This window comes from Cycloclasticus sp. (assembly GCA_040743155.1).
In the GTDB taxonomy this organism is placed as follows: domain Bacteria; phylum Pseudomonadota; class Gammaproteobacteria; order Methylococcales; family Cycloclasticaceae; genus Cycloclasticus.
Map to the genome: position 1 here is coordinate 689,947 of JBFLJU010000001.1, position 15,066 is coordinate 705,012.

Consider the following 15,066-nt stretch of genomic DNA (forward strand, 5'->3'; position numbering starts at 1 on the left):
CTGCTCCAGTTAAATGCTTTGAGGGACGACAACGTTTGCAGGCTGAGAGCCTTTTGTTGTTCTGTAGACGTTGTAAGCCATGATAAACATCCCAGATAAGAACATTGTGCCGCCTAAGAAGCGGATGAGGTAGAACGGTTGCATGCGCAATAAAGACTCTACAAAACTATAGGTAAGCGTTCCATCATCATTGATGGCACCCCACATAAGCCCTTGCATAACACCAGCTATCCACATGGATGCAACGTAGAGAACAATCCCAATTGTGGCGACCCAGAAGTGTGTTTCAACGAGTTTCATACTGTACATATCTTTTTTGCCAAACAACTTTGGAATCAAGAAGTACAAAGAGCCAATGGTGATCATAGCAACCCAACCGAGCGCACCTGAATGAACGTGTCCGATGGTCCACTCAGTGTAATGAGATAGTGCGTTTACTGACTTTATGGCCATCATAGGTCCTTCAAATGTTGACATGCCGTAAAAAGACAATGAAACGATTAAGAACTTAAGAATAGGGTCGTGGCGTAGTTTTTGCCATGCGCCAGATAGGGTCATGATGCCATTGATCATGCCGCCCCACGAGGGTGCCAATAAAACAATAGAGAAGGCAGCGCCTACGGATTGAATCCAATCGGGTAGGGCTGTGTAATGCAAGTGGTGAGGGCCTGCCCACATATAAATCGAAATTAATGCCCAGAAATGCACAATCGACAAACGATAAGAGTAAATAGGGCGCTCTGCTTGTTTAGGTACAAAATAATACATCATCCCTAGAAAGCCAGCAGTTAAGAAAAAACCAACCGCATTATGCCCATACCACCATTGAACCATCGCATCCGTGGCACCAGCATAGATGGGATAGGACTCAGTGAGACTTACTGGAATAGCCAATGAGCGCACGATGTGGAGGACGGCCACGGTGATAATGAAAGCACCGAAGAACCAGTTAGCCACATAGATGTGTTTGGTTTTACGTTTTACGATGGTGCCGAAGAAAACGATACCATAGGCAACCCATACAACAGCCAGTAGTAGGTCGATAGGCCAAATTAACTCAGCGTATTCGCTACCTTGTGATAAGCCTAAAGGAAGGGTAATTGCCGCCAGTATTATTATTAGCATCCAACCCCAAAATACAAAACTTGCTAAAGCAGTACCAAATAACCGTACTTGGCAGGTTCTTTGTACAACATATAGGGATGTTGCCATTAAGCCAGAGCCACCAAATGCAAAAATTACCGCATTAGTATGCAGGGGTCTTAAGCGACCATAGCTTAGCCAAGGGATATCAAAGTTCAGGGCAGGCCAAACAAGTTGAGCTGCGATAATAACGCCGACGAGCATGCCAACGATGCCCCAAACAACGGTCATAATTGAAAATTGTCGAACGACAGTGTCGTTGTAGATAGTTGCACCCATACGGAAATCTCTATTATTAGTATTGATTTATAAGTGCCGGAGTATAGGTGCTGTGCCGCAACAAAGACAGGTAGATTGATAGAAAAATGACATATGTCAAATTTCTATCGCCCAGGAAAAATATTGCTAGATGTTATGCATTATTAATGCATAGAATTGACGGTAACTTAAGCCTGCGTCATTAAGATTCTTAGGCCATCAATGTCATTAATTTTGATACGACGCTTGTTTTGTAAGGTGATGAACTCATCACGCTCAAGCTTGCGAATCCCTCTACTGACGGTTTCGGATGAGAGGTTGAGCATGCTGCCGATTTCACTACGAGATAAGTAAAGGTTGAATTCGGTATAAAAGTAACCTCGAAGCCGGTAGCGGTCTGATAAGTCTAAAAGCAGAGCGACAATCCGCTTTTCAGCGCTAGCCTTGCTAACCGAATTTCTCTGGTTTATGGATTTGCTTGCGTGTTTAAGCAATTGTTTGAAAATGCTTGGAATATTTTCATGCAGGCTATCAAGGTCTATCTCACAAACCTTACTGGTTTCGAGTGCATGAATGGAGCATTGGTATTTATCTGTTGCAATGCCGTCAAAGCCAATAATTTCGCCAGGTAGGTAGAGGCCCATTATTTCCTCACCCGTTTCATTATTTTTAGTGATGATTTTAACGGAGCCTGATTTCAAGGCATAAAGAGATTTGAAAGGTGTATTTTGTTTGTACAGAATATCGTCAGTATGTAAAAGCTTTGTGTGGCTTACGGAGTCGTCAAGTCTATCGATATCTTGTTGCGCTAATCCATGAGGAATACATAGCTCGCCCAAACTGCAGTCAGAACAAGAAACTGTTAAATCACGAAATAAATTTTTAGCCAATGAGCTCATACAGTCTAAGATAGCAAACTAGAGAATGTTTATATTACCGCATTTATCCTTGAAAGCCACTGTTTAGGTTATGACAACTCGCACTAAAATAGAAAATGATGAGGTTTGCTTTCACTGTGGCCTTTCTGTGCCCATTGGAAAGGCTTGGGGTGTTGATTTTGATCAGCACTGGCGGCCAATGTGCTGTCCAGGTTGTGAGGCCGTTGCGCAAGCGATTATTAATAATGGTTTAGCCAGCTTTTATCAAAAGCGTACCGCTTATTCAGTGTCGGCCAAATCGCCGATGGATGTGTTAGGAAATATTACCAGTAGCCAGCCAGAAGTTGAGAGTTCCAATGATGAGGTGGTAGAAACATCGCTCATTATTGAAGGTATAACGTGTTCTGCTTGTATTTGGTTGCTTGAACGACATGTTCAGCATTTAAAAGGGGTTGTGTCTTTTAAGGTTAATTATGCGACTCGACGTGCCTTGCTGAAAACCCTCAAAGGGACTGCTCGCATTGATGATGTGTTACTCGCTATTTCATCGATAGGTTATCGAGCTTTACCTTTTGATGCGAGTAAACAGTTTTCTAACTTACAAAAAGAACGTAAAGACTTTTTAAGTAGGGTGGGTGTTGCCGTATTTTGTGGTATGCAGGTGATGATGATCACCCTGGGTATTTATATCGCTGGCCCGAATGAAATAGACGCGGATATGTTGCAGTTTTTAAAGTGGGTGAGTGCATTATTGACCTTGCCTGTTGTTTTGTTTTCAGCCAGGCCTTTTTTACAAGCAGCTTATCGTGATGTGAAAAATAAAATGCCGGGGATGGATGTGCCCGTTGCGTTGGGTATTAGCTTGGGCTTTCTCGCTAGCATTTTTAATACCTACAAAGGGCAGGGGGATACCTATTACGAATCGGTGTGTATGTTCGTTTTATTTCTCTTATTAGCACGTTATGTTGAGTTTCTGACGCGTTGGTACGCGATGAGTTCGAGCGAGCGCCTTACTCAAGCGGTACCGGTGATCGCTAAACGCGTGTGTGCCGATCAGAGCGTAGAAAGTATTTCTGCGAAATCTCTAATTTTAGAAGATAAAATACAAATTAATCCTGGCGAAGTTATTCCGGCTGACGCTATTGTTTTAATGGGTTCCTCACAGGTAGATGAGTCAATTTTGACAGGTGAAAATGAACCGATTTATAAACGTGTGGGTGATGCATTATTGGGGGGTAGTCACAATCTTGATAATACGCTGATAGCCCGCGTAAGTTGTGTGGGTAAAGACAGCACCTTATCTACAATCTCACGCTTGATTGATAGAGCGCATGCAGAAAAGCCGGATTGGGTGGTGGTCGCAGACCGGTTTGCCAGTGTATTTATTTCGATGGTCATTCTGGTAACAGTTGGTACGGCTGTGTTTGGTTATTTGCAAGGTCATGTAGACTGGTTTTCTACCGCGTTATCTGTGCTGGTAGTGACTTGTCCTTGTGCGCTGTCTTTAGCGACGCCCACCGCGTATACCGCGGCAATGAGTTCGCTATTTGATCGGGGTATTATCATTAGTAACGGTGTTGCACTAGAAAAATTAGCCGGCATTGAGCGGGTTATTTTTGATAAAACTGGAACGCTGACTCAAGGCGCGATGACGGTTTCTAATGAGACAATTTTTCAGGGGCAAGATAAGCAAACAATGCTCGATATTGCGATCAGCCTAGAGGGCTTTTCAGACCACCCTATAGCTCGGGCATTTAAGCAAAGAAAGGCGTTGCTAAAGCACCAAGTTATTAATGTGCAGCAGACAAATGGAGCCGGTTTGAAAGGGAAAATTCAAGGCAAATTTTACTATTTGGGTTCAGAAAGTTTTATTAGTGAATCTTTAGGCTTGAAGCCTGATATTGCTGATTTGAGCGTGACACAGGTTTATTTGGCGAGTGGCGACGGACTTCTAGCTGTTTATGAAATACACGATGATATAAGGAACGGTGCGCAATCAATAGTGACTTGGTTGCAAGGTCAGGGTAAAAAAGTGAGCCTATTAAGTGGGGATAAACAAACGCCGGTTAAATGGTTGGCAAAAAAACTAGGTATTAAAGACGTTCAATTTGAAGCCTCGCCCAGTGATAAACTCAATGAAATAGATCGTTTGCAACTTAACGGTGATCAAGTGGCGATGGTGGGTGATGGCGTTAATGATGCGCCTATTTTAGCGAAAGCGGACGTGTCCATTTCTGTGTCTGGGGCGAGTCAGTTAGCGCGTGCATCATCAGATATATTACTCATGAATAATGACATGCAAAGCCTTCAAAACACGTTCCAGTTGTCAAAGAAAATGGGGGTTGCTATTAAACAAAACATGGGCTGGGCGTTACTCTACAACGTTGGTGCATTGCCATTAGCAATAGCTGGTCACGTTGAACCTTGGCAAGCGGCACTGGGCATGTCGGTGAGTTCTTTAGTGGTTGTATTGAATTCTTTTAGGTTGCGATTCGCCTTGCCAACGGTGAATAAAGTTGGTGCTTCAACGGGGTTACACAGTGGATAGTCTCTACTTCTTAATTCCAGTGTCGGTCATTTTGGTCGGTTTAATCGCGGCTATTTTTTTGTGGGCCGTTAGGTCGGGTCAATTTGATGATTTAGATGGGCCGGCACATAGCATTTTGCATGAAGAAGAAGTGTTAGAGGAGGCCGATGAAGCGGTAGAAGAAAAGGATAAAGATAAAGAACTTGAATAAATTAGTGGATATGAGAGCTGTTTGTATTCATTAAGTTAAACACGGCAAAAGCAATAATTAGATAGCCTGCTGTACGACGAACGAAAGGTGAGCTCCGTAGTTGAAGTAGTTTTTCTGAGGCTATACCCATAGTCAATAACATGGGTAATGTCCCAAGGCCAAAACTCAGCATAATAAGGCCACCGCTAATGAAATTTGCGCTGGCCAAGCTCCATGCGAGGGCGGAGTATACGAGACCGCACGGAAGCCAGCCCCAGATGATGCCAAGGTAAAAAGCGTCACGCTTACGTCGAATAGGTAGTAGGTGGCGACTGAGAGGTGAAATATGCTTCCATAAACGTTGCCCCAGTCGTTCTAGGTGACTGAGAATATTTAGCCAACCCAATAAATAAAAACCAAAGGCCAGCATAAAAATAAAGGTGATTATTTGCGAAAATAATACCAGCGAATTACGCTCTATCGGTAAGAGTGCAGCCTGACTAAAACCACCCGCTAACAGCCCAATAAAACTGTAGCTAAGGATTCGACCTACATTATAGGACAAGGTTTTACTGATGGCTTGATGGGTAGAGCCATTTGTTTGTTGACTCAATACACCAACAATGCCGCCGCACATTGGGACGCAGTGAGTGGAACCCAAAAAACCAAAAATAAAAGCAATAAAATAAGCGCTTTCTGTCAACATGAAGACAGTTAGAGATGAATTTTTAGTAACGTTTTTGTGTTAAAGCATACCCAATTGCAGTTTAGCTGATTCAGACATCATGTTTTGATTCCAAGGTGGGTCAAGAACTACTTCTACTTCAACTGTTTCAACCCCTTCCATTCGTTTAATACCCGACTCGATATCACCTTGAATAACAGGGCCCATACCGCAACCGGGCGCGGTGAGTGTCATTTTAACGTGCACATGATTAAGACCATCTGTTAAGGCACGTACAGTGCAGTCGTAAATTAAGCCGAGGTCTACTACGTTCACAGGTATTTCTGGGTCGTATACCGTTTTCATGAAGGTCCAACAGGCTTCACGAATCGACTCTGGGTCGGTGCCAGTCTCATAAGCATGGATAACTTCAACTTCTTTACCTAACGCATCGGCATCTATAGCCGAAATGCGCGCAATAATACCTCTTTCACTTGAAACGGTATAAGAGCCGCCAAGTGACTGCATAATGGTGACGACATCGTCTTTTTTAAGTTTGACGTGTACGCCAGCGGGAATAACGATGGCGTTGACATCTCTGACGAGTGCGATACTTTCTTGTTCAGGCATAAGTTTCATTGTGTCTATATTGAGTACGTTAATTTTACCTTAATTTGTTTAAGAAAAGCTAAACCTGTAGGATGTTTGCAATGAAAAAAGAACACTTATTACGTAAGTAGAGGGGCAACAGGTGTCAAAAAGGAAGTTTAACCTGCAAGCCAAAATCGACGCGCTACTGTGGCCTAGCGAAGCTGGCTTGTCACCGCATGCAATGCTGCTATTGAAAACCTTACGCGTTGTCTATGCATCAATTGTGGATTTAATGGCTGGCCAGCTCAGTTTACGAGCAATGAGTCTGGTGTATACCACGTTATTGTCGATTGTGCCGCTGTTGGCGCTGAGCTTTTCTGTATTAAAAGCGATGGGGGCACATAATGAAATCGAGCCTTTTTTATTCCAATTTTTAGCGCCATTAGGTGAGCAAGGCACCGATATTGGTAAAAATATTATTGGTTTTATCGATAACATAAAAGTCGGTGTGTTGGGCTCGGTTGGTTTAGGCTTATTAATTTATACTGTTTTGTCATTGGTTCAAAAAATCGAAAATGCCTTCAATATGATTTGGCACGTTGAGTCGACACGCAGTATCGGTGAACGTTTCAGTAGTTACCTGAGTGTTATTTTGATCGGCCCAGTTATGATGGTTTCAGCGCTTGGGATGACGGCGACGGTGATGAGCTCGTCGGTTGTTACATATTTTGCCGCTATTGAGCCGTTCGGTAGCCTGATTATATTAACGACTAAGTTACTTCCTTATGCGATGGTGATGGGGGTGTTCACGTTTATTTATATGTTTATGCCAAATACACGCGTACGCTTATCAGCCGCAATGATAGGCGCTATCGTTGCGGGTTTTTTGTGGGAAACTTCAGGCGTTTTATTTGCGACCTTTGTTGTTAGTTCAACAAAATATACGGCTATTTACTCAAGTTTTGCAGTCGTTATTATGTTGCTGATTTGGTTATATATTAGTTGGTTGATTTTACTGTTTGGTTCAAACCTTGCCTTTTATATACAAAACCCTTCGTCATTAAAGGTGAGCCGAGACGGCTTTGAAATAAGTTCTCGTGTTAAGGAACGCTTGGCATTATTGCTAATGAAGTTGATTGGCGAAACGCATTACAACGGTGATGCACCCCCCACACTCGATGGATTAACGGACAGAATATCGGCGCCACATACGGTTGTCCGATATGTGCTTATTAAACTCATCGCACAACACCTTATTGTTGAAAGTAACGAGAGTCCAGTTGGTTACTTGCCCGCTAAGTCACTTGATGTTTTGTTGGTAGCGGATGTGATTAAGGCAGTGCGAGTTGCTGAAGAAGAGCACTTTTTAGCGGCGAATGTACTGCTACTGCCAAATGATACCTTGGATGTGGCTAATAGTATTGACCGCGCTATTGAAGAGTCGTTAGGCAGCATGAGCATACGCGATCTTGTTGTTGATAAAACACAGTAACGACTTTTTAAAGACCTTACTGGTGAGATGCTTTAAAATTCGGCGCTTAAATTTAGAGTTAAGGTTTTCAGCTGATGAATGATAAGAGTATCGAAGCAAGCCCGAGTAATTTTATACGTAATATTATTGATGCGGATATAGAGTCGGGTAAACACAAGCAAGTGGTTACGCGTTTTCCGCCAGAACCGAATGGCTATTTGCACATCGGACACGCAAAATCCATTTGTCTGAATTTTGGTATTTCGCAAGATTACCCTGATGCCATCTGCCACCTACGGTTTGACGATACCAACCCAGGTAAGGAAAAATCTGAATACATTGATGCCATTAAAGAAGACGTTCGTTGGCTAGGTTTTGACTGGGGTGAGAGCCTTCATCATACTTCTGACTACTTCGGTCAATTGTATGCTTATGCTGTTCAGTTAGTGAAGCAAGACAAAGCGTATGTCGATAGTTTGTCTGCCGAAGAGATAAGACTTTATCGCGGTAATTTAACTGAGCCAGGTAAAAATAGTCCTTATCGAGATCGCTCAATTGAAGAAAATATAGATCTGCTTGAGCGCATGAAAAATGGTGAATTTGCCGAAGGTGAACACCTGTTGCGCGCCAAAATTGATATGGCTGCGCCAAATATCAATATGCGTGATCCCGCTATTTATCGTATTAAAAACATGTCGCACCCGATGACCGGTGATAAATGGCATATTTACCCAATGTACGATTTTGCGCACTGCGTGTCAGATGCGATTGAAGGCATTACCCACTCGCTTTGCACACTTGAGTTCGAAGATCACCGTCCTTTATACGATTGGTTTTTGGATGAACTCAACACACCGGCGCACCCACAACAAATAGAGTTTTCGCGGTTAAACCTTGATTACACAGTGATGAGCAAACGAAAGCTACATGAACTGGTCGAAGGGGGCTATGTAAGCGGCTGGGATGATCCTCGCTTGCCGACACTCAGTGGCATGCGTCGTCGTGGCTATACGGCGAATGCGATTCGTGATTTCTGTTCGCGAATTGGCGTGACTAAAAAAGACAATATCGTTGAGATGAGTGTGCTTGAAAACTCATTACGCGAAGATTTAGACTTAAGTTCACCCAGAGCGCTAGCGGTTCTTGATCCAATAAAGTTGATTATTGATAATTACCCTGAAGAGCAAGAAGAAATACTTCAAGGGATTAATCACCCCAAAAAACCAGAAGAAGGCAAACGTGATATTCCATTTTCTAAAGAGCTTTATATCGAACGAAGCGACTACATGGAAGGTGCCCCTAAGAAATTTTTCCGTTTAACTGAGGGGCGTGAAGTTCGGTTGCGCTTTGCTTACTACGTGACCTGTACTCATGTCGTGAAAGATGACAATGGTGAAGTAACAGAAGTGCACTGTAGTTACGATCCTGCTACACGCGGAGGGAAGTCTGAAGATGGCCGCAAAGTAAAAGGGACGATTCATTGGGTATCTGTAAAACATTCGATTAGTGCGGAAGTAAGGCAGTATGACCGCTTATTTACCATCGCTGCGCCAGTGTCAGAAAAAGAGCAAGACTATAAAGAATTTATCAATAAAGATTCTGTGCAAGTGCTTAAAGACTGTCAATTAGAAGCCTCACTGCTAACAGCCGGTTCAGCTGCATACCAATTTGAAAGGCAAGGTTATTTTTGCCTAGACAGCGTTGATTCTAGAGCCGAAAAGCTTGTGTTTAACCGAATTGTCACGTTACGAGATTCTTGGGCTAAAAAGAAATAAAGCACTAAACAGCGATGTAGCCCTAGTTTTTAATTTTTTTAATACTAGACTAAAAGATTGTTAGCATATGAAAATATTCTTGGATGAGCTGTAAATAAATGACAGGTATTAGAAGAATCAATCCAAGTGAAGTGAGTGTTGGTGAGTCACTACCTTGGCCTGTTTATGATATTGAAAAAGCGCTGTTACTTAAACAGGGCACTGTGGTTAGCTCAGAAAAGCAGCTGAAGGTTATTCTAGAAAAAGGCATTTATCGCGGTTTGTCAGATATAGAGGCTGTTGAAGAGAAAGAGCAGGCGGAACAGGAAAAGAAACGTAGAGTAAAGACCAAAAGCCCGTTTCAAATGAAACGGCTGTGTGCGACAGAGTTGGAACAGTTCGTGACAAAACTTATCGCTGGTGAGTCCGTTGACGTACAAGAGACGGTTGATTTTCTAACCAATAGAATTAAAGAAGACTGTTATAACAATGCCAATGCCACGCTGGCTGCAGTGCACCTGTCTAGTGAGTTTTCTTACAGTGTACTACACCCATTGCATACGGCGATCTTGTGTGAGTTGCTAATGCGTCGTTTAAATTTTACCGATGAACAAGAAAAAACGGTTATGGCGGCAGCGTTGATGATGAATGTAGGTATGTATGAACTGCAAGATGAGCTATTCGCACAAGCTAATTCGTTGACTGAGATGCAGCGAGCTGCTATTCATGATCATCCTGAAAAGAGTGTTGCGATACTCAAAAAAGCTGGCCTGACGGACACACATACCTTAAGCATTATTTTACAACATCATGAACGTATTGATGGGGAAGGGTATCCAGCTAAATTAAAGGGCGATAAGATTCATCAAGGCGCAAAGGTGGTTGCGCTGGCAGATATTTATGCGGCTATGATTACGCCGCGGGCGTATCGTGACCCTATTTTGGCACAAACAGCACTGAAGGAAATTTTTGTCGATAGGGGGAAATCAGTCGATGACCACTTGACACAATTATTGATTAGGGAAGTGGGTGTTTACCCACCGGGATCTTTTGTGAAATTAGCTAATGGAGACACGGCGATTGTCATAAAACGTGCGATAGTTAAAAAAGATAGAAATGCGACTGCCCCCGTTGTGGCCTGTATTATTGGCCCTCGTGGTGCTATGTACCAAAACCCCATGATGCGCGATTCGAAACTAGATATGTACAAGATCACAGGCATGGCAACGCCAGCGTTTGAAAAGCCAATGGATTTTTCTAAGCTATGGGGCTATTCAGGTAGTTAATAAGAGATATTGTTCTATGCGAGCTTAAGGCAAATTTCAAAAAGGCTAACCATCAAGGCAATGGGGAGCCGCCAAACCAACCTTGGTGAAAATAAAGAACGCCAATAAATAAGGTAACTCCAATCAGTGCGCCCCAGATATTAAGTTCACGTAAAACAAGTTTATTACGTCCAGATATTATGGCCATAAAGGGAATATATGACGTTTGGGCAGTAAACCTATCCCAAGAATCAGCATAACGGCTACGGTATTTTCGGTCTAAATTCATCGGTGCAATAAGGCCCTCGAAAGCAATCGTTCCATACAGTAGGTGTGATGCCCAATCTCCATTGACGATAAAGTGAGCGAGTCCCCATAAACCTAGGCCAATAAGCCCAGCATGTCGGGTGATGCGAACCATGCCTCGTGCCGTTACTTCGTCAGGTGGAACTAATCCCATAAGGGTTGGATTTTTATCAAAAACACTCATGGGAAGGAGCAAAAAAGCAAACAACATAAGTATCACGCTGATGGGTTTAAGATTGTCAGCATTGCCCCAAGTCGGTAAATAAGGGGCGGCTGAAAAGGCAATAGCCATCCACGTTAAGGCAGCAAAAATACTGAGAGAGAATAATACTTTAAATAAAGTTTCGCCCAATAAATTGACAATGTAGCTACGTAAGGGGCTACCTGATATAACCCAGTGCATTCCAAGAAAGAAAAGACAAGCTGCGATTAGCGAATTCATCGACGTACTCTCCATATTTGGGGCGCTAACCAGTAAGGCTGAACGCAGCTATATGAACTGATTGCAGGTAAGGGGCCTAAAGGCTGTTGAATGCAAGCGGTTCGGTGCTAAACAATACCAATATTTACTGATATCTGATTTATGGTGTCAATGAATGATATGGCGTTTACTGGGTTTTCAGCGTGCTAATGATCACTTCGAGATGATTAAATTATGCGATGGGCTGATGAAGACTATCAGTCTGTTGCAGCAAAACGGTGTTGCTGCGTGACAAAGTGGAGAAATATTTGCGTGACTGATCAAGTGGTGTATTCGAGGAGGCTGGCTTAGTGTTCAGGCTATTAGCGCTCGCTTTACTGGCTTATTTTAGTAATAAGATGGCAATATTCGCCAATAGGCTTAACGTTGCAAGGCCTTTCCAAAATGCCAAAGGATTACGCTGTATCAGAGGCGTGTGTGCTATTTGAGTAAATTCTTTATTGGGGTATGACAGATCGTGAATGAATTCTGATATTTCTTCGTAACGTTTTGTTGGGTTTCTTTTGACGATTTTCCTGATGGCACCGTCCACCCAAAGTGGGATATCTGAGTCGATGTCTAACATTGAAATATACTGTAGTTTACTCAGTGCTTTTTCGCCGTATTTTTCTCCGAACGGTAGTTTGCTTGTAATCATTTCGTAGCTAATAACGCCTAATGCAAAGGCATCTGAACGGTAACTCGCTGGTTGGCCTAATAGGTATTCTGGTGCAGTATAATGTTGTGTTCCCAATAAGCTTAAGCGGTGTACTGGGCTTGATATTTCTTCTACGCCAGCTACTTTGGTTGAGCCAAAATCAATAATTTTTACCGTGCCTTGCGTATCAATAATGATATTTTCGGGCTTCAAATCTTGATGAATCATTTCCTTTCGGTGAAATGCTCTTAATCCACGGGCAATTTGTCGCACAATACCTCTAACATCGTGCAAGCTAGGCTGCGGATTGTCGCTCATCCAGTGCCTAAGAGTTTGTCCTTCGATGTACTCGGTCACGTAATAGAGAAAGCGGCGAGTTCTTGTTTGTTCAATGATTTTCAGCACATGGTTGCTATCAATACGACGCCCGACCCATTCTTCTTGTACGAACATATCCAAAAACGTTGGGTCGTCGACATAATTAACGGAAGGCGTTTTAATAACGACTTGTTGGCCTGTTTCTTCATCGGTAGCAAGATAAACCTGCGTCCGATTGCTGGCGTGTAACTCACGTTCGATACGGTAACCGTCCATCAGCATGCCCGCGTTTAAGTCAGGAGGAAAGGGGAGTTCCGTTAATTTACGATAAATCTCTTGTTCGTTAACTTGGGGTAACTGATTGAACCTAACAATTTGGCAAGTCACATTATCGTCACTGCCGTTTTCCATGGCGAGAGAGGTTATTTCTCGTGCGGCGCGATCTAAGTTGTCGGTGTTGTCAGCATACTTAGCTAGCATAACGGCATCACTCACAAACTCGTGAACGCCATCGGTCGAGAATAAAAATACATCGCCTTCTTCCAATAAGAAATTGCTGTAATCAATCTCTAAATGTAGGTCGATGCCCATGGCACGAGTTAGGTAGTTTTTTTCTTTAGAAACCCAGAAACGATGATCGTCGGTGAGAAGCTCAAGCTTGTTATCACGTATTCGATAAATACGGGTGTCACCGATATGAAACAAATGAACGGTAGAAGACTTAACGATCAACGCGCTCATGGTTGTCGCTAAGCCTTTATGATTGACACCGCCTTGTTGCGCCATACCGAGCATCCAGCGATTGGTCGCTATTAAGACCTTTTGTACGGACGTTTTAACGGTCCAAGAATCGGGCGTACAGTAGTAATCACCTAGTAGGCTCTTCACGCACGATTCACTGGCGAGCTTGCCAGCATCGCAACCGCTAACCCCGTCAGCAATAACAACAGCAATCCCTTTTTGCTCTAAAACTGGGGACTCAGGAAGTAAGACGCCGTAACTGTCTTGATTTTCTTCTTTCAGGCCTTTATCTGACGATTGGCCAAGGTCTATGAGCGCTTCTGATTCCATTGTATGAGCTACTAAGTGATTAAGTGACGTCAATTAGTTCTACTGTACCATCTTCAAGCACTTCAGCCGTTTGCCCCTTAGGTTCTTCTAGGAAGATAAGCATGAACAGCAAAACGACGCCAGCCGTCCCGCCAATTACCATAAAGAAAATTTGTGGAGAAACAAACGAAAGGACTGTTAAGAAGGTTAAACCACCGACATTACCGTAGGCACCAACCATGCCGGCAACTTGCCCTGTCATACGGCGTTGAATTAAGGGTACCATTGCGTAAACGGCACCTGAACCACCTTTTGAAAACAAGCCGCACAAAATGGTAGAAGCGACGACTAGAGAAACCGCCCAAGTTTCACTGACTTGACCTAATAATAAGAAGGTGAGGGTGATACCTGAAAATAAAATAACAAGAGATTTTTTTCGGCCGATCTTATCGCTCAACATGCCGCCCCCTGGGCGGGCGACTAAATTCATTACGGGGTAAATGGCCGCTAAAAGTCCTGCTGTAATAGGGGATAAACCAAACATATCGATATAAAACAAAGGCAACATTGAAACCAATGCTAATTCAGAACCAAATGTCACCATATAAGCCAAGTCTAAAATAGCGACTTGTTTGAACTGGTAACGAAATAAATCAGGTACTTCTTTAGTGAATATATCTTTGTTAACGCGAATGATTTGTACGACTTGGTATAGGTACACGGCGGCAATTGAACCGTATGCAATTAATTCCATTTGCTCAGTCAGCCAACCCATACCAGTAGGTGAAAGCTTCCAAGTTAATAGGGCAAGAGCAGCATATATTGGCATGCTCATAAGAATATAAAGAACGAGGTCGCCCTTGCTGGTGACTTCCATGCCACCTACCTTTTTAGGTTTGAAGTAAGTAGAACCTTTAGGTGTGTCCGTCACGCTAAAGTAGTAAAAGATACCATACACAAAAGCAATAACGGCTGTAATGCTTAAAGCATAGCGCCAACCGTCTTCACCGCCCAACCATAGCGCCAACGCAGGTAGAGCCATTGCTGAAGCGGCTGAACCAAAGTTACCCCAGCCACCGTAAATACCTTGTGCTATACCTGTTTGTCTTGCAGGGAACCATTCACCAATCATGCGAATACCCACCACAAAGCCGGCGCCAACAAAACCGAGTAAGAAACGTGCTAAGGCAAGTTGTTCAAATGTTTGCGCCCATGCAAAGAAGAGGCATAAAAAGCTGGATAGTACTAAAATTCCTGAGAACATCCGGCGTGGCCCAAAACTATCGACCATCATGCCAACGATGATGCGTGCAGGTATGGTTAAAGCGACGTTTAATATAAGGAGTACGGAAACTTCTTGGCTTGTTAAGTTGAATACGTCACGAATAACAGACATTAAAGGCGCATGGTTAAACCAGACCATAAAACTAATAAAGAATGCGAACCAAGTCGTGTGTAGAATGCGAATATTACCTTTAAAAGATAATAACTTTAATTTTTGCGTCATTGCCATAAATCCCTGTTGAATAGAAT

General features: G+C 43.0%; 12 protein-coding genes. 5 read left to right on the forward strand and 7 right to left on the reverse strand.

Annotated features, from left to right (window positions below; genetic code table 11):
* Positions 1-9: 9 nt before the first annotated feature.
* Both ccoN and AB1Y31_03395 read right to left on the reverse strand, forming a co-directional pair.
* Positions 10-1,422 carry a cytochrome-c oxidase, cbb3-type subunit I gene (ccoN, locus tag AB1Y31_03390; GenBank protein ID MEW4982208.1) on the reverse strand — a complete coding sequence of 471 codons (1,413 nt, stop codon included), beginning with the start codon at positions 1,420-1,422 and terminating at the stop codon, positions 10-12.
* 167 nt (positions 1,423-1,589) lie between these two features.
* Positions 1,590-2,300 (reverse strand): helix-turn-helix domain-containing protein, encoded by a 711-nt coding sequence (locus AB1Y31_03395; GenBank protein ID MEW4982209.1) that lies wholly within the window; start codon positions 2,298-2,300, stop codon positions 1,590-1,592.
* Positions 2,301-2,370: 70 nt separating this feature from the next.
* On the opposite strand from AB1Y31_03395, the gene AB1Y31_03400 reads away from it, so the two are divergent.
* On the forward strand, positions 2,371-4,827 hold the full coding sequence (locus AB1Y31_03400) for a heavy metal translocating P-type ATPase (protein MEW4982210.1): 2,457 nt from the start codon (positions 2,371-2,373) through the stop codon (positions 4,825-4,827).
* The gene (gene ccoS / locus AB1Y31_03405) at positions 4,820-5,017 is read left to right on the forward strand and encodes a cbb3-type cytochrome oxidase assembly protein CcoS (protein ID MEW4982211.1); all 198 of its coding nucleotides are present in this window, start codon (positions 4,820-4,822) and stop codon (positions 5,015-5,017) included. Before AB1Y31_03400 ends, ccoS begins: the two co-directional genes overlap by 8 nt.
* 1 nt (position 5,018) lies before the next feature.
* Here the strand turns inward: ccoS and AB1Y31_03410 are convergent, their stop codons facing one another.
* A complete protein-coding gene (locus tag AB1Y31_03410; GenBank protein MEW4982212.1) occupies positions 5,019-5,702 on the reverse strand; it encodes a sulfite exporter TauE/SafE family protein in 684 nt (227 codons plus the stop codon).
* Between the two features lie 39 nt (positions 5,703-5,741).
* Complete coding sequence (sufT, locus tag AB1Y31_03415; protein MEW4982213.1) at positions 5,742-6,290, reverse strand: putative Fe-S cluster assembly protein SufT; 549 nt, start codon at positions 6,288-6,290, stop codon at positions 5,742-5,744.
* A gap of 121 nt (positions 6,291-6,411) precedes the next feature.
* Here sufT and AB1Y31_03420 point away from each other — a divergent pair, with 121 nt between their 5' ends.
* The 3 genes from AB1Y31_03420 to AB1Y31_03430 all read left to right on the forward strand — a co-directional run bounded on the left by AB1Y31_03420 (position 6,412) and on the right by AB1Y31_03430 (position 10,762).
* The gene (locus AB1Y31_03420) at positions 6,412-7,743 is read left to right on the forward strand and encodes a YihY/virulence factor BrkB family protein (GenBank protein ID MEW4982214.1); all 1,332 of its coding nucleotides are present in this window, start codon (positions 6,412-6,414) and stop codon (positions 7,741-7,743) included.
* A 74-nt stretch (positions 7,744-7,817) separates the two neighbouring features.
* Entirely contained in the window at positions 7,818-9,497 is a 1,680-nt protein-coding gene (locus tag AB1Y31_03425) for a glutamine--tRNA ligase/YqeY domain fusion protein (protein MEW4982215.1), read from the forward strand.
* 98 nt (positions 9,498-9,595) lie between these two features.
* Positions 9,596-10,762: an HD domain-containing phosphohydrolase gene (locus AB1Y31_03430; protein MEW4982216.1), complete on the forward strand. Its 1,167-nt coding sequence runs from the start codon at positions 9,596-9,598 to the stop codon at positions 10,760-10,762.
* A gap of 52 nt (positions 10,763-10,814) precedes the next feature.
* On the opposite strand, the gene AB1Y31_03435 is transcribed toward AB1Y31_03430, so the two are convergent.
* The 3 genes from AB1Y31_03435 to AB1Y31_03445 form a co-directional block, all read right to left on the reverse strand.
* Positions 10,815-11,489, reverse strand: coding sequence for an NnrU family protein (locus AB1Y31_03435; GenBank protein MEW4982217.1), 675 nt, complete (start codon positions 11,487-11,489; stop codon positions 10,815-10,817).
* Positions 11,490-11,850: 361 nt separating this feature from the next.
* Positions 11,851-13,554 carry a bifunctional protein-serine/threonine kinase/phosphatase gene (locus AB1Y31_03440; protein ID MEW4982218.1) on the reverse strand — a complete coding sequence of 568 codons (1,704 nt, stop codon included), beginning with the start codon at positions 13,552-13,554 and terminating at the stop codon, positions 11,851-11,853.
* 19 nt (positions 13,555-13,573) lie between these two features.
* Positions 13,574-15,040 carry a NarK family nitrate/nitrite MFS transporter gene (locus tag AB1Y31_03445; protein ID MEW4982219.1) on the reverse strand — a complete coding sequence of 489 codons (1,467 nt, stop codon included), beginning with the start codon at positions 15,038-15,040 and terminating at the stop codon, positions 13,574-13,576.
* Positions 15,041-15,066 lie beyond the last annotated feature (26 nt).

Excerpts from the sequence above, each read along its gene's own strand:
- ccoN (MEW4982208.1), bottom strand. The coding sequence starts at position 1,422 with ATGGGTGCAACTATCTACAACGACACTGTCGTTCGACAATTTTCAATT.
- AB1Y31_03395 (MEW4982209.1), bottom strand. The coding sequence starts at position 2,300 with ATGAGCTCATTGGCTAAAAATTTATTTCGTGATTTAACAGTTTCTTGT.
- AB1Y31_03400 (MEW4982210.1), top strand. The coding sequence starts at position 2,371 with ATGACAACTCGCACTAAAATAGAAAATGATGAGGTTTGCTTTCACTGT.
- AB1Y31_03410 (MEW4982212.1), bottom strand. The coding sequence starts at position 5,702 with ATGTTGACAGAAAGCGCTTATTTTATTGCTTTTATTTTTGGTTTTTTG.
- sufT (MEW4982213.1), bottom strand. The coding sequence starts at position 6,290 with ATGCCTGAACAAGAAAGTATCGCACTCGTCAGAGATGTCAACGCCATC.
- AB1Y31_03425 (MEW4982215.1), top strand. The coding sequence starts at position 7,818 with ATGAATGATAAGAGTATCGAAGCAAGCCCGAGTAATTTTATACGTAAT.
- AB1Y31_03430 (MEW4982216.1), top strand. The coding sequence starts at position 9,596 with ATGACAGGTATTAGAAGAATCAATCCAAGTGAAGTGAGTGTTGGTGAG.
- AB1Y31_03435 (MEW4982217.1), bottom strand. The coding sequence starts at position 11,489 with ATGAATTCGCTAATCGCAGCTTGTCTTTTCTTTCTTGGAATGCACTGG.
- AB1Y31_03440 (MEW4982218.1), bottom strand. The coding sequence starts at position 13,554 with ATGGAATCAGAAGCGCTCATAGACCTTGGCCAATCGTCAGATAAAGGC.
- AB1Y31_03445 (MEW4982219.1), bottom strand. The coding sequence starts at position 15,040 with ATGACGCAAAAATTAAAGTTATTATCTTTTAAAGGTAATATTCGCATT.